The 13,634-nt window shown below is 71.6% G+C and carries 14 protein-coding genes; 9 read left to right on the top strand and 5 right to left on the bottom strand.

The window, feature by feature from the left end; genetic code table 11:
* Positions 1-20 precede the first annotated feature (20 nt).
* Positions 21-1,472, bottom strand: coding sequence for a PLP-dependent aminotransferase family protein (locus tag DEJ02_RS15210; RefSeq protein ID WP_258378753.1), 1,452 nt, complete (start codon positions 1,470-1,472; stop codon positions 21-23).
* Between the two features lie 61 nt (positions 1,473-1,533).
* On the opposite strand from DEJ02_RS15210, the gene DEJ02_RS15215 reads away from it, so the two are divergent.
* From DEJ02_RS15215 to DEJ02_RS15225, 3 genes are all read left to right on the top strand, one after another.
* On the top strand, positions 1,534-2,217 hold the full coding sequence (locus DEJ02_RS15215; RefSeq protein ID WP_111033651.1) for a YitT family protein: 684 nt from the start codon (positions 1,534-1,536) through the stop codon (positions 2,215-2,217).
* 145 nt (positions 2,218-2,362) lie between these two features.
* On the top strand, positions 2,363-3,232 hold the full coding sequence (locus tag DEJ02_RS15220; protein WP_111033652.1) for a DUF4097 family beta strand repeat-containing protein: 870 nt from the start codon (positions 2,363-2,365) through the stop codon (positions 3,230-3,232).
* Positions 3,229-3,810: a PadR family transcriptional regulator gene (locus DEJ02_RS15225; RefSeq protein ID WP_071405831.1), complete on the top strand. Its 582-nt coding sequence runs from the start codon at positions 3,229-3,231 to the stop codon at positions 3,808-3,810. Before DEJ02_RS15220 ends, DEJ02_RS15225 begins: the two co-directional genes overlap by 4 nt.
* 162 nt (positions 3,811-3,972) lie before the next feature.
* On the opposite strand, the gene DEJ02_RS15230 is transcribed toward DEJ02_RS15225, so the two are convergent.
* On the bottom strand, positions 3,973-4,404 hold the full coding sequence (locus tag DEJ02_RS15230; protein ID WP_111033653.1) for a MerR family transcriptional regulator: 432 nt from the start codon (positions 4,402-4,404) through the stop codon (positions 3,973-3,975).
* Positions 4,405-4,534: 130 nt separating this feature from the next.
* Between DEJ02_RS15230 and DEJ02_RS15235 the strand changes: the two genes are divergently transcribed.
* From DEJ02_RS15235 to DEJ02_RS15250, 4 genes are all read left to right on the top strand, one after another.
* On the top strand, positions 4,535-6,778 hold the full coding sequence (locus tag DEJ02_RS15235; protein ID WP_111033654.1) for an APC family permease: 2,244 nt from the start codon (positions 4,535-4,537) through the stop codon (positions 6,776-6,778).
* A gap of 11 nt (positions 6,779-6,789) precedes the next feature.
* Positions 6,790-7,545 carry a hypothetical protein gene (locus DEJ02_RS15240; protein WP_111033655.1) on the top strand — a complete coding sequence of 252 codons (756 nt, stop codon included), beginning with the start codon at positions 6,790-6,792 and terminating at the stop codon, positions 7,543-7,545.
* Between the two features lie 107 nt (positions 7,546-7,652).
* Positions 7,653-7,928, top strand: a complete 276-nt coding sequence (locus DEJ02_RS15245) for a DUF3072 domain-containing protein (RefSeq protein WP_017886246.1) — start codon at positions 7,653-7,655, stop codon at positions 7,926-7,928.
* Between the two features lie 120 nt (positions 7,929-8,048).
* A complete protein-coding gene (locus DEJ02_RS15250; protein WP_071405836.1) occupies positions 8,049-8,489 on the top strand; it encodes a DoxX family protein in 441 nt (146 codons plus the stop codon).
* Between the two features lie 127 nt (positions 8,490-8,616).
* Here the strand turns inward: DEJ02_RS15250 and DEJ02_RS15255 are convergent, their stop codons facing one another.
* On the bottom strand, positions 8,617-9,762 hold the full coding sequence (locus DEJ02_RS15255) for an NAD(P)-binding domain-containing protein (protein WP_111033656.1): 1,146 nt from the start codon (positions 9,760-9,762) through the stop codon (positions 8,617-8,619).
* A gap of 158 nt (positions 9,763-9,920) precedes the next feature.
* Here DEJ02_RS15255 and DEJ02_RS15260 point away from each other — a divergent pair, with 158 nt between their 5' ends.
* On the top strand, positions 9,921-10,139 hold the full coding sequence (locus DEJ02_RS15260; protein ID WP_017886249.1) for a DUF3073 domain-containing protein: 219 nt from the start codon (positions 9,921-9,923) through the stop codon (positions 10,137-10,139).
* 228 nt (positions 10,140-10,367) lie between these two features.
* Here DEJ02_RS15260 and purM read toward each other — a convergent pair whose 3' ends face one another.
* The gene (purM, locus tag DEJ02_RS15265; protein ID WP_110858852.1) at positions 10,368-11,483 is read right to left on the bottom strand and encodes a phosphoribosylformylglycinamidine cyclo-ligase; all 1,116 of its coding nucleotides are present in this window, start codon (positions 11,481-11,483) and stop codon (positions 10,368-10,370) included.
* Between the two features lie 73 nt (positions 11,484-11,556).
* Between purM and purF the strand changes: the two genes are divergently transcribed.
* Entirely contained in the window at positions 11,557-13,014 is a 1,458-nt protein-coding gene (gene purF / locus DEJ02_RS15270) for an amidophosphoribosyltransferase (protein WP_027465037.1), read from the top strand.
* 145 nt (positions 13,015-13,159) lie between these two features.
* Here purF and DEJ02_RS15275 read toward each other — a convergent pair whose 3' ends face one another.
* A complete protein-coding gene (locus DEJ02_RS15275) occupies positions 13,160-13,561 on the bottom strand; it encodes a hypothetical protein (protein ID WP_110858851.1) in 402 nt (133 codons plus the stop codon).
* Positions 13,562-13,634 lie beyond the last annotated feature (73 nt).

A 13,634-nucleotide genomic window follows, 5' to 3' on the forward strand; every position in this document is an offset into this window, starting at 1 on the left:
GATGTGTATAAGAGACAGGCTCAGACCACCGCCGCCAACGACCCCCGCACCCCGCTCGTCTCGCCGCCCACCCGTTCCCACGACCGCGACAGCACGTCCACCAACCGCCCCCGATCGGCCGGGGCCATCGTGAACGGCACCCGCAGGAACCGCTCGAACCCGCCGTCCGGCCCGAACACCCCGCCCGAGGCCAGCACCACACCCTCGGCCCGTGCGGCGAGCACGAGCGCGCTCGACACCGGTCGGCCGAGCCCCACCCACGTCGTCAACCCGCCCGCCGGTGCCGGGACGTCCCACTCGGGGAGCCGCGCCCGGAGCGCCCCCACGACCGCGTCGCGACCTTCGCGCAGGGACGCACGCCGCGCCTCCAGGACGGCCGCCGTGCGCGGGACCAGCTCGCGCACGACCAGCTGGTCGAGCACGGGGGTGCCGAGGTCGCCCGTCGGGCGGGCGAGCAGCAGCCGCTGCAGCAGCGCCGGATCGGCGCGGATCCAGCCGATCCGCAGGCCGCCCCAGAAGACCTTGGCGGCGGAACCGATCATCACGACCGACGACCCCGACGGGTCCGCCGCCGCCAACGGCGGCGACGGCTCCCCGTCGATCCGGAGCTCCCCCATCGTCTCGTCGGCGATGACGATCGTGCCGACCGAGGACGCGACCGACAGCAGGAGCCGGCGGGTCGACGCGGACATGGTCGCACCGGTCGGGTTGTGGAGCTCGGGCATGACGTACGCGACGGAGGGCGCGGTGCGACGCAGCGTCGTCTCGAGCGCTGCGGCGTCCCACCCCGTCCGCGCGTCGACGGGGACGCCGACCAGGCGTCCGCCGGCCTCGCGGAAGGCCTCGTGCGCGTGCGGGTAGGTCGGGGACTCGACGAGCACGGCGTCGCCACGGCGGACGAGCACGCGCGCGAGCAGGGCGATCGCGTGCTGCGCGCCGAGGGTGACGATGACCTGGGCGGGCTCCGTCGGCAGTCCGCGCTCGGTGTAGCGCGCGGCGATCGCGGCGCGGAGGCCGGGGTCGCCGACGGTGTCGTAGCCGATGCCGGCGAGCGCCGCCGGCACGTGCCGGACCGCCCGCTCGACCGCCTCGTCGATGCCGGGGGCTGCGTGCAGGGCCGCCTTGCGCAGGTCGAGCAGGCCCCCCTCGACGACTCCGCCCAGGCGTTCGGGGTCGGGCCGGCCGACCAGGTCACGGGGCAGGTGGACCACGCTGCCGGAGCCACGGACGGACACCAGGAACCCGTCGGAGCGCAGCCGGGCGTAGGCGTTCGCGACGGTGGTGCGCGAGACGCCGAGGGCTGCGGCCAGGCCGCGTTCGGCCGGCAGCCGGACGCCCTGGGCGATCCGCCCGTCGATGACGAGGACCCGGAGGGCGTCGGCGAGCGCCTCGTAGGCCGGGGCGTCGGTCCCGGCGCGCCAGTCGGTCAGCAGGTGGGAAGCGGCGCGGGCACTGATCAGGACAGGGGGCACGGGTCCACGGTAGCGCGATTGGCTCTCGACCTGCAGGCCAATCTGTCGGGACGATGGCCACATGTCCCGCCGCACCGCTCTCACCCTGCGCTTCGTCCAGCTCTTCGTCGGACTGTTCCTCTACGGCGCCTCGACCGCGCTGCAGGTCCGCGCGGTGGTCGGTGTGAGCTCGTGGACGGTGCTGACCCAGGGGCTCGAGAACGTCGTGCCGTGGTCGTTCGGCGTCATCACGGTGGTGTCGAGCGGCGTGATCCTGCTGCTGTGGATCCCGCTCCGCCAGAAGCCGGGCATCGGGACGCTGCTGAACGCCCTGGCGATCGGGCCGAGTGCCGACCTGGTGCTCTGGCTGGTGCCGGAGCCGTCGGGGATCGTCGCCCGGATCGGGCTGTTCACCGCGGGACTCGTGCTGCTCGCGGTCGCGACGGCGTCCTACATCGGTGCGGGGTTCGGCACGGGCGCGCGAGACGGCCTGATGGTGGGCCTGCACCAGCGGCTCGGCTGGCCGATCTGGCTCGCCCGGACCCTGGTCGAGGTCACCGTCGTGATCGTCGGGTGGGTCCTCGGCGGAGACGTCGGCGCGGGCACCGTCATCGCGGCGTTCGCGATCGGCCCGATGGTCCAGCCGCTCATGCCCTACTTCCGCCGGTTCCCGTGGAGTCCCGAGCGCACGGCGGCAGCGCCCGCAGCGAACGTCGCCACCCCCACCCTGGAGGCCCGCCCCACCCCCGCCACGCCCGCTTCGTGAGCAGGAACGGTCGGGTCCACGGCCCTCACCCGACCATTCCTGCTCACGATCACCCGGCGATCGCGTGCGACCCCTTGCGGCTCGGTGCAACGCGATATAGCGTGACCTCCACAGACGCGATACATCGCGAGTTCCAGGAGGCAACATGGCGCAGGAGAAGTGGCTCGTCGACGAGCCCAAGGTCATCGACACCGGCATCGTGCGCACCGTGCGTGTCGGCCTCGTCGGCGGGCAGGTGGACGTCGTCGCACACGACGAACCCACGGCCCGGGTCGAGATCCACAGCGTGTCCGGCAAGCAGATGCTCATCGAGGTCGACGGCGACACCCTCACCGTCGACCACCCCCAGGTCCGGTGGGACGACCCCATCGGGTTCCTGAAGTCCTTCCGCGGCAAGGCCCACGCCGACGTCAGCATCCTGGTCCCCCGCGACGCCGGCATCACGCTCGGTGTCGTCTCGGCCGGTGCGCTGCTGTCCGGCACGAACCGCGGTGCCACGCTCAACACGGTGTCCGGCGACCTGGTCGTCGACGGCGTCGCGGGTGACGTCACGGTCAACGCCGTCTCGGGCGCCACCACGATCCGCGACCTCGACGGCGCGCTCGCGGTGCACACCGTCTCCGGCGACGTCGTGGCCACCGGCGAGATCCCGCGGTTCCAGGCCGACGGCGTCTCGGCCGACGTCGTGCTCGACCTGCACGGGGTCCCCGAGTCCGCCCGCGTCAACACGGTGTCCGGGTCGGTGAGCGTCCGCCTGGCGGACGGCGTCGCCTACAAGTGCACGGTGAACACCGCGACCGGCAAGCTGCAGTTCGACGACGCCGAGATCCGCGGGGTGCGCGGTTCGTACGTCAAGCAGGGCGGCGAGCTGTCCGGCCAGTGGCTCGACCTGCGGGTGAACTCCGTCTCCGGCGACATCGCGGTGCTGCACGCCCCGCCGGTCGCCGAGCCGACACCCCCGACGACGACGACCACGCCGACCACCCCGACGAACGAGAGCGAGGTGCCCGAATGAGCCCCGTCTTCGCCCACGGCCACCTGCGCCTCTACCTGCTCGTCCTGCTGGCCGACCACCCGATGCACGGCTACGAGCTCATCCAGGCACTCGGCGACCGCTTCGGCGGCACCTACGTGCCGAGCGCCGGCACCGTCTACCCCCGGCTCGCCAAGCTCGAGGACGACGGCCTGGTCACGAAGACCGCCGACGGCCGCAAGACCGTCTACGCGATCACGGACGCCGGCCGTGCCGAGCTCGCGGCACGTGCCGACGAGATCGCCACGGTCGAGTCCGGCGTGAGCGACTCGGTGAAGTCGCTGGCCGACGGCGTGCGCGCCTCGGTCGGCGAGGCCATGCGCTCGCTCCGTGCCGACCTGGCTGCCGCCGCCGAGAGCCCGGCGACGGGTTCCGCCGAGGAGCCCGTGTCCGTCCCGTCGGACAGTGCCCGCGCCCTGCGCGAGCTCGAGATGGCGCTGTCGTCGTTCCGGCAGCAGGTGCGTGCGGACCTGCGCCGTCGGGCGACCCGCGGCACGCTCGGTGCGGACACCGTGACGCGTCTGCGGGACGGCCTGGAGGCCCTGCGCAAGTCGCTCTGACTGCCCGCGGCCGACAGGTGTTGGCGACCAGGGCCTCCCGGCCGTCGTCCGCACCGTGTCGCGCCCGACGTCACCCGCGGAACCAGGTTCCGGACACAGCACCGTGCAGATCCGCGGTGTGGTGTCCGGAACCTGGTTCCTCAGCGCCCCGCACCCGACGCCTCAGGGAGCCGGAAGTCGCGTCGGCGGGAAGCCGGCGAACGCCTCGCCTGCCGTCAGGTCCTCCCCGTGCTCGACGCGCGCCACGGTGGTGCGGACCGCGGCCAGCTGCCGGGCCAGCCGATCCCGTTCGTGCTCGAGCCACGTCAGGTGCGCCGTGAGCGCCGCGACGTCGTCGCCCTCGTCGTCGAGCCGTCGCGCGATCTCCGGCAGCCCGAGTCCGAGCCCGCGCAGCAGCAGGATGCGCTGCAGCCGGACGAGCGCACTGTCGTCGTAGCGCCGCAGCCCACCCGCGCCGACGGCGGTGGCCGGCAGCAGTCCGACGGCCTCGTAGTGCCGCAGCGTCCGGCTCGAGACACCGGCGGAACGCGCCACCTCGGTGATGGCGTGGGGAGCTTTCGCAGCTGCGTCACCCGGGCCTGTCGATGCGCTCATGCTGGCGACTGTAATGCTTGACGCTGCGTCAACCGCAAGGGGTGTGCGACACCCAGGGTGGCGCGCCCGCAGCCGACCGGGAATGTGCGGCAGGCGAACCGTGTTGACTCGCGCCCGGAACTGAGTAGGTTTGCCGCTCGTGACGAACGAGATCCGGTCGTTGAAAGCACGACTGATCGGGGATCCCCTCCCCTCTGAGAAGCTCGAAGGACAGCTCCTCCCGAAGCACCTGGCCCTGCCGATCTTCGCGAGTGACCCGCTGTCCTCTGTCGCGTACGCGCCGCAGGAACTCCTGATGATCCTGCTGCTCGGCGGCATGGCCTTCCTGACGTTCGCGCCGTGGGTCGCCGCACTCGTCGTGCTGCTGCTCGTGGTCGTCGTCGCCTCGTACCGGCAGCTCATCAAGGCGTACCCGTCCGGTGGTGGCGACTACGAGGTGGCGCACCGGAACCTCGGCGAGAAGGCCGGGCTGGTCGTCGCCAGTGCACTGCTCGTCGACTACGTGATGACGGTGGCCGTGTCGGTCGCCTCCGGTGTCGACAACATCATCTCGGCGCTCCCGATGCTCGACCACTTCCGCGTCGAGCTCGCCCTGCTGTTCGTCGTGCTGCTCGCCGCCGCGAACCTGCGGGGGGTGCGGGAGTCGAGCAAGGCCTTCGCGATCCCGACCTACCTGTTCGTGGCGAGCGTCTTCGTGATGGTCGTCACCGGGCTCGTCCGGGTCGCCGCCGGCAACGCCCCGGTCGCCGAGTCCGCGGCGTACACCGTGCAGAACGTCGAGCACACGACGCAGGCGGCGTTCATCCTGCTGCTCCTCCGCGCCTTCGCCTCGGGCTGCTCGGCCCTGACCGGCGTGGAGGCCATCGCGAACGGCGTGCAGGCGTTCCGCCGGCCGAAGATCAAGAACGCGCAGGCCACCCTGGTCGCGATGGGCGGCATCGCGATCGTCCTGTTCATCGGGCTCATCACCCTGGCGCTCGTGTCGCACGTGCACTACGCCGAGCGCGCCTGCGACCTGCAGGGCTTCGCGAACTGTGCGACCACGCCGCAGCGCTCGCTCATCGCGCAGATCGCGGCCGCGACGTTCGGCAACAACTCCGTGCTGTTCTTCGTGATCCAGGCGACCACGGCGGCGGTCCTGCTCCTCGCGGCGAACACGGCCTTCAACGGGTTCCCGCTGCTCGGCTCGATCCTGGCCCGCGACTCGTACGCCCCGAAGGCCCTCTCGACCCGCGGCGACCGGCTCATCTACTCGAACGGCGTCATCGTCCTGGCCCTCGTCGCCGCGGCGCTGCTCGTGGTCTACCGCGCGAACGTCACGAGCCTCATCCAGCTCTACATCATCGGTGTCTTCGTGTCGTTCACGCTCGGACAGACGGGCATGGTCGTGCACTGGACACGGCTGCTCCGAGCAGACCGGGACGGGACGGTGCCCGTGGGTGACCCTGCCGTGAACCGCGGGCAGGTCGTCCGCTCCCGCACGATCAACGCGATCGGCGCCACCTTCACCCTCGTGGTGCTCGTCATCGTCACGATCACGAAGTTCACCCACGGCGCCTGGCTGGTCTTCCTGATCATGCCGGTGCTGTACGTGCTCATGCTCGGCGTGAACCGCTACTACCGCGACGTCTCGCACGAGATCGAGGCCGACGTCGAGACGAAGTTCGGCGCCACCGGCGACCACGCGATCGTCCTGGTGAACAAGCTGCAGAAGCCCGTGCTCAAGGCGCTCGACTACGCCGTCGCCGCCGAGCACGCGAGCATCGAGGCGGTGCACGTCGCGATCGACGACGCCGAGTCCCAGCGCCTGCGCGACCAGTGGGCGGAGTACGGCATCCAGGTGCCGCTGACGATCGTGCCGAGCCCGTACCGCGACATCTCGATGCCCCTGATCAAGTACATCAAGGCGCACCGGAACGAGCACGGCTCCGAGGTCGTCACCGTCTACACCCCGATCTTCATCGTCGGGCACTGGTGGGAGGGCCTGCTCCACAACCACCGCGGCCGCCGCATCCGCAAGAAGCTGCTGCTCGTGCACGGCGTCACCGTGGCCCTGGTGCCGTGGCTGCTCGACTCGTCCGAGCTGCTGTACGGCCGCCGCTCCCGCCCGCTGCCCGGCCAGGAACGCCGCGGCGAGCCCGTCCGGCCCCCGCTCCGCCGCCCCGCGCAGCCCGGTTCGTCGGCCGAGGCCACGGCCTCGGCCTCGGCTTCGGCCGAGGACCGCCTGATCCGGTCCGCCGAGCGCAACAGCATCCAGCCGCGCCGCGCGACCCGTCCGGCGGGCCCCGCCGAGGGCGTCGACCCCGCGCTCTGCACGGGAGAGATCCACGCCCTCGTGCCCTCCCCGCCGCGACGGGGAGCGGACGAGTCGTAGCATGTGGCCCCATGACCATCAGTGACCTGCGGACGTTCGCCACGTTCGACGGACACGGCGGCAAGGTCTCGAAGCGCGTCGAGGTGCTCGACCACGAGCCGCCGGCCGGCAGCCCGCTCGAAGGACTCGTCGCCGTGCGCGGCGAGCACCCCCTCGGCGCTCGCGACGAGCGCGCCGCCGACGAGTCCGCCGCGCTCTCCCGCGGCGTCCCGAGCGTCGGCTGGGTGGACCCGGCCGCGCTCCGCGACTGGTACCGCCCGGACCGCGTCGTCCTCACCCGGCTCGAGGCGCGGCAGTCCGGCATCGAGCCCGGTGTCTACGCCGACTCCCGTGGGCGCGGTCGCGTCCGGATCGACGGCCTGGAGGCCCACCTCGCCCCCGACGGTCGCCCCGCCTTCCGCGCACTGGCCGGCCCCACCGCCGAGCCCGTCGTCGACGTGCCGCTGCCGACCGACCAGGCCGTCCGCCTGGTGGCGGTGACCGCGGTCGACGAGGGACTCGAAGTCGTCACCGCCCCGGTGTCCCCGTTCCTGCAGCCCGGCGAGCATCCGGCGTACGGCGACGACGTGGTCGGGTTGCCGCCACGTCCGGCGAGCGGTCTGGTCCGGGTCGCGGCGTCGGTGCTGCTCGACGGCGAGCTGCACGAGGTCGACCGGATCGACGAGCGTGCGGCGACCATCTGGATCCGGCGGGACGACCGCGTCGTGCCGATCGCCACGAGTGCCGTCGGGCCCGATCTGGTGCGGTACGCGGCGACCGAGGTCTGAGCCGCTTCGGTGCGGATGCGTGCCGTCGTGCGCGCTGTGCCGCTGAGCCGCTTCGGGGGACGTCGCTGCTGCGTGTCGTGACGGGGGTGCGGCGTACCGTCGCGGACATGAGTGACGCAGACCGCGACCAGCAGCAGACCCCGGACGCACCGATCCAGGGCGAGACCCTGGGCGGCCCCCGACCCGACCCCTCCACCGACGCGAGCAAGGACCCCGAGCAGTGGGTCACCGGCGACGAGCCGATGACCGGACCGCAGCGCAGCTACCTCGACACCCTGGCCCGTGAAGCCGGCGAGGAACTCCCCGCCGACCTCACCAAGGCGCAGGCGTCGGAGCACATCGACCGCCTCCAGCAGCAGACGGGCCGCGGCGCCGATTCCTGAGAAGCAGTCCGCCCTTCGGCGGACCGCTGGCTGGGCATGCTCTGGGCATGTTCTGGCGAAGCGCGGTCAGTCCCCTGTTCGAGGACGATCGATGACGCGTCACCGGCTACCTTCGTGGCCATGCGAACGACATCGACCTCCATCGGCCTGACCGCGCTCCGCATCGTCCTCGGGGTGGTGTTCATCGCCCACGGCGCCCAGAAGTTCGCCCAGGGCATCCCCAACGTGGTGCAGGGCTTCTCGGGCATGGGCGTCCCCCTCGCCGAGGTCGCAGCACCCCTCGTCGCCGGCCTCGAGCTCGTCGGCGGCGTCCTGCTCGTGCTCGGCGTCGCGACCCGCGTCGTCGGCGTGCTGCTGGCCGTCGACATGGTCGTCGCCGGGTTCCTGGCCCACGGCACCGCGGGCTTCTACTCGCAGGACGGCGGGTTCGAGTACGTGCTCGTGCTCGCGGTGGCGTCGCTCGCCGTGGCGCTGACCGGGCCCGGGCGGTTCTCGCTCGACGCCCTGGTGCTCAAGTCGTCACGCCGTCGTCGTGGCGTCGAGGAGCCCCTGCCCGCCTGAGCCGCGCGTCCCGGTTTCGTCCGGTGCGAGGTTCCGTTCCCGGTGAGAGCTCACGAGGCCCGCACCGGGAACGGAACCTCGCACCGTTCACGTGGTCCCTCGCACGGTGCGAGGGCCGCAGTGCCGTTCAGCCCGCCAGTGTGTCCATCACCTGGCGGGCGGTGCGTCGGCCGGCCCGGTTCGCACCGATGGTCGATGCCTGGGGACCGTAGCCGGCCAGGAACAAGCGCGGATCCTCGGCCGACCGGCCGTCCTCGACCACCACCCCGCCCGCCGTGGTCCGCAGGTGCAGCGGCGCGAGGTGCCGGAGGTCGGCCCGGAACCCCGTCGCCCAGATCACCGCGTCGGCGTGCACGTGGGTGCCGTCTGCCCGCACCACCCCGGTCTCGTCCATCCGCGTGAACATCGGCTCGTCGCGCAGCACGCCGCGGTCGATGCCGGCGCGGATCCGTCGTGAGACCGGGACCCCGGTGCCGCTGACGATGCTCGGCAGGACCTCGCCGGCGCGGGCGGCACGGTCCTGTTCGTCGACGGCGGCCACGGCGGACTCGACGTCGAGCGACGCGGTCCCGGCCCAGACCATCGGACGCCGGGTGAACCACCGCGTCGAACGGGCGACGCCGTCGAGTTCGAGCAGGAACCCGATCGCGCTCGTCCCACCCCCAACCACCACGACGTCCTGGCGGGCGAACTCAGAGGCGCTGCGGTACTCGGTCGTGTCGACCTGCCGCCCGCGGAACACGTCGCGCCCCGGGTACCACGGCACGAAGGGGGTACCCCACGTTCCGGATGCGTTCACCACGACGTCGGCACGGATGCGCGTGACGGTGCCGTCGGCACTCCGGGTCGTGACGCAGAGCCCACGGTCCGCCGGGGAGTCGCCCGACACGCGGCCGTCGCCGTCGATGCGTGAGACGGACGTCACCGTGACCGGGCGCCGCACCCGCAGGTCGTAGTGCTGCTCGAACCGCCGGTAGTACTCGCTGACGACGTCCCGCGCGGGCCGCGACCGGTCGGCGTCGTCGAACTCCAGGCCCATCGCACGCATGCCGGGCAGGTCGTGCACCCGGTGTGCTGCTCCGAGCCGCAGGGCCTCCCACCGGAACTGCCACGCCCCACCGGTGCTCGGCGCGCGGTCGAGGATCACCAGGTCGCTGCCGGGGACGAGCCCGAGGCGACGCAGGTGGTATCCCACGGAGAGCCCCGCCTGCCCCGCACCGATCACCACCACGCGGGCGTGCTGGTCGACCGGGGGCTCGAGGGGTTCCGTCATCACTTCGATTCTGCTGTGCGGGCCAGCCGTCGCGCGACGTCCAGATCGAGGTACATGGTAGAGTGATCGGCAGATTTCAAACCACGAACCGTCTGGTTCCCCGAGTGATCTTCCGTCATTCGCCAGGACCGGACCAGAGCCGAACGAGGGGGTCACGCATGGGGCGCGGCCGTCAGAAGGCGAAGCACACCAAGGTCGCCCGTGAGCTGAAGTACTTCAGCCCGCAGACGAACTACGGTGCGCTCGAGCAGGAGCTCTCCGCCGGACAACACTCCGACGAGAACTACGTCGACCGTTGGGCGGACCAGTACGGTCCGGAACCGGCGGAAGACGAAGACGAGTTCGAGACCCAGGCAGACCAGAACAAGTCCGCCTGACCTCTCTCGCAGTCACGCCGCGCAGCCCTCGGGCGGCGCGGCGTTTCCGCGTGCCCGGAGACCCGTCGGCGCGCCCGGTTCCCGGGATGGACTGGTCACGACTCCCCGCGTGCACGACGCCGAGCGGTCACAACCCGTCGGCTGCACACCCGCCAAACGACGGTTCGTGACCACTCAACGCACGCAGCACGGCAAGGCACGGCAAAGCACGGCACGGCACCGGGCGGGTCAGCCCGCGTAGCTCCCGACGAGCCGGACCGCGCCGCCGTCGACACCCTTGGCGCCCTGCTCGAACCCGGTCAGGTCCCGCGCGGACGTGGCGATCGTGCCGACGGGCCACGTGGGCATGCCGGCGGCACCGAGCGAGGCGATGACCTCGGCAGCAGCTCCGGCCGAGACGACGGCGAACATGCCGATGCCCAGGTTCCAGGTGCCCTCGGTGTCCTCGATCGGGGTGCCGGCCATGTCGGCCAGGACCCGGAACACCGGGAGCGGCTGCCAGGTGGAACGGTCGACCTCGACCCAGGAGCCGACGGGCAGCACGCGCGCCAGGTTCGCGGCGATGCCACCACCGGTCACGTGCGAGAGCGAGTGCACCGCGCCCGGGTGCTGCTCGAGCAGCGCCAGGAGCGGTGCGGTGTACAGGCGCGTCGGCTCGAGCAGGGCTTCGCCGACGGAGACCGCGCCGCCGAACCCGACGCCGCTCAGCTCGGGCAGCTGGTCCGTGAAGCCGACGCCCCGCGACGCCAGGATGTGCCGCACGAGGGAGTACCCGTTGGAGTGCAGGCCCGACGACTCGATCGCCAGGACCACGTCGCCGTCCTGCACCAGGTGCGCGCCGAGCTGTGCGTCGGCCTCGACGACACCCGTCGCCGCACCGGCCACGTCGTAGTCGTCCGGGCCGAGCAGCCCCGGGTGCTCGGCGGTCTCGCCGCCGACCAGGGCGGTGCCGGTCTCCGAGCAGCCGCGGGCGATGCCGGCGACGATGTCGGCGATCCGGCCCGGCACCACTCGGCCGCACGCGATGTAGTCGGTCATGAACAGCGGCTTCGCGCCGACCACGACGATGTCGTCGACGACCATGCCGACCAGGTCCTGCCCGATGGTGTCGTGCTTGTCGATCGCCTGCGCGATGGCGACCTTGGTGCCGACGCCGTCGGTCGAGGTCGCGAGCAACGGGTGTGAGAAGTCCTTCAGGAACGAGACGTCGTAGAGCCCGGCGAACCCACCGACGCCACCGAGGACCGAGGCGTTGTGGGTGGCCGCGACCGCGGACTTCATCAGTTCGACGGCCAGGTCACCGGCAGCGGTGTCCACTCCGGCTTCGGCGTACGGGTTGGGCATGCGGAGTCCTTCGCGGTGACATGGCAGACTTGTTCGGTACCCCCCGATTCTACGGTCTGGAGCACACCCGCGAATGTGCGGCATCGTCGGCCTTGTTGCGCAGGGCCCCGCCAACCAATCCATCTACGACGCACTGCTCCTCCTGCAGCACCGCGGGCAGGACTCGACGGGCATCGCCACGGTCGAGGGTCACGTGCACCACATGCACAAGACCCGCGGCCACGTGCGTGAGGCGTTCCGCACCCGCGACATGCGTGCCCTCCTCGGCACCATGGGGCTCGGACACGTCCGCTACGCCACCAAGGGCGCCGCGACGAACGAAGAAGAAGCCCAGCCGTTCTACGTGAACGCGCCGTACGGCATCGTCCTCGTCCACAACGGCAACCTCACCAACACGCGGGAGCTCACGCGTGAACTGTTCGACATCGACCGTCGTCACCTGAACACGACGAGCGACACCGAGCTCCTGGTGAACGTGCTGGCGCACGAGCTGCAGGGCCAGGTCCGCGGCGCGAACCTCGACCCGGGTCAGGTGTTCGACGCCGTCGAGCGCGTGCACGAGCGGGTCGAGGGCTCCTACGCCACGATCGCGACCATCGCCGGGCACGGGCTGCTGGCCTTCCGCGACCCGTTCGGCATCCGCCCGCTGATCCTCGGCCACAAGTTCGACGAGGCCGGGCAGCCGGAGTGGGTCGTCGCGAGCGAGTCGCTCGTGCTCGAGTCCGGCGGGTACGAGATCGTCCGCGACATCGCCCCGGGCGAGGCCGTGTTCATCGAGATGAACGGCCAGATGCACGCCCGCCAGTGCGCGAAGAACCCGCGCCTGGTGCCGTGCTCGTTCGAGTACGTCTACCTGGCACGCCCCGACTCGGTGATGAACGGCATCTCGGTCTACGACGCGCGTCTGCGCCTCGGCAACCGCCTGGCCGACACCATCGAGCAGTACGCGCCGACCGGTGACATCGACGTGGTCATGCCGATCCCGGACTCGAGCCGTCCGGCGGCCATGCAGGTCGCTCGGAAGCTCGGCATCGAGTACCGCGAGGGCTTCTACAAGAACCGCTACGTCGGCCGCACCTTCATCATGCCGGGGCAGGCGGAGCGCAAGCGTTCGGTGCGCCAAAAGCTCAACGCGATGTCGTCCGAGTTCAAGGGCAAGAACATCCTGATCGTCGACGACTCGATCGTCCGCGGCACCACGAGCCGCGAGATCGTCGAGATGGCCCGGGCCGCCGGCGCGAACGAGGTCACGTTCACGAGCGCCGCTCCCCCTGTCCGGTTCCCGCACGTCTACGGCATCAACATGCCGACGCGCGCGGAGCTCATCGCGCACGACCGGAAGATCCCGGAGATCAACCGCGTGCTCGGCAGCGACCACCTGATCTACCAGGAGGTCGGGGACATGCGCGACGCCATCATCGAGGGCTCGGACGTGACCGACCTCGAGATGAGCTGCTTCACGGGTGAGTACGTCACGGGCACCGTGAGCCCGGAGTACCTGTCCTGGGTCGAGGCGAACCAGCTCAGCTGAGTGGTGGTCGCGATCGCGACCACCAGACGGACGGGAGGTGGGCCCCACCAGCCGGTACCGGCGCACCGCGCCAGCGGGGTGACGGCCGTGCCTGGAGGGACGGTGCCAGCTGGCACCGGGCCTCCAGTCCGTTGATCGGGAGCGGCTACGGCCGCTGGTCACCATGGTCGTCGAGCTCACCGTCGACCGTCTCGGGCGGCAGTTCGACCTCGACGCGCTCCGCCGTCAGGCGGGCCGACCGCCGGGCGTAGACCCGGTCGAACACGACGGCGACGACCGCACCGACGAAGGCGCCGATCGTGACGCCCCACAGGCTGAAGTAGCCGACCAGGCTGCCGAAGCTGGTCTGGTCCCGCTGGCCGCCGAGGTTCATGGTGAGGGCGACCACGACGAGGGTCGCGAGGAACCCGAGCACGGCACCGCCGACGATGAACACGCCGAACTTCGGTGCACGGCGGATGGTGACCTCGTCGGGGCTGGCGACCGCGCTGGGAGCCGGTGCCGGCGTGGGGAGCGGCTGCTCGTCGGGTTGATCGGTGTTGCTCACCCGTCCATTGTCCCCCACTGTGGGACGTCCCGCGGCCTGTGCGCGGCGACCGATCCGGGAGAGGATGGACGCT

Source organism: Curtobacterium sp. MCLR17_042 (assembly GCF_003234695.1).
Classification (GTDB): Bacteria; Actinomycetota; Actinomycetes; order Actinomycetales; family Microbacteriaceae; genus Curtobacterium; species Curtobacterium flaccumfaciens.

What these genes read in the sequence shown, in the direction of transcription:
- DEJ02_RS15260 (WP_017886249.1), top strand. Translation starts at nt 9,921, where the DNA reads ATGGGGCGCGGCCGTCAGAAGGCGAAGCACACCAAGGTCGCCCGTGAG.
- DEJ02_RS15225 (WP_071405831.1), top strand. Translation starts at nt 3,229, where the DNA reads ATGAGCCCCGTCTTCGCCCACGGCCACCTGCGCCTCTACCTGCTCGTC.
- DEJ02_RS15250 (WP_071405836.1), top strand. Translation starts at nt 8,049, where the DNA reads ATGCGAACGACATCGACCTCCATCGGCCTGACCGCGCTCCGCATCGTC.
- DEJ02_RS15245 (WP_017886246.1), top strand. Translation starts at nt 7,653, where the DNA reads ATGAGTGACGCAGACCGCGACCAGCAGCAGACCCCGGACGCACCGATC.
- DEJ02_RS15220 (WP_111033652.1), top strand. Translation starts at nt 2,363, where the DNA reads ATGGCGCAGGAGAAGTGGCTCGTCGACGAGCCCAAGGTCATCGACACC.
- DEJ02_RS15240 (WP_111033655.1), top strand. Translation starts at nt 6,790, where the DNA reads ATGACCATCAGTGACCTGCGGACGTTCGCCACGTTCGACGGACACGGC.
- DEJ02_RS15255 (WP_111033656.1), bottom strand. Translation starts at nt 9,762, where the DNA reads ATGACGGAACCCCTCGAGCCCCCGGTCGACCAGCACGCCCGCGTGGTG.
- DEJ02_RS15230 (WP_111033653.1), bottom strand. Translation starts at nt 4,404, where the DNA reads ATGAGCGCATCGACAGGCCCGGGTGACGCAGCTGCGAAAGCTCCCCAC.
- purF (WP_027465037.1), top strand. Translation starts at nt 11,557, where the DNA reads ATGTGCGGCATCGTCGGCCTTGTTGCGCAGGGCCCCGCCAACCAATCC.
- DEJ02_RS15215 (WP_111033651.1), top strand. Translation starts at nt 1,534, where the DNA reads ATGTCCCGCCGCACCGCTCTCACCCTGCGCTTCGTCCAGCTCTTCGTC.
- purM (WP_110858852.1), bottom strand. Translation starts at nt 11,483, where the DNA reads ATGCCCAACCCGTACGCCGAAGCCGGAGTGGACACCGCTGCCGGTGAC.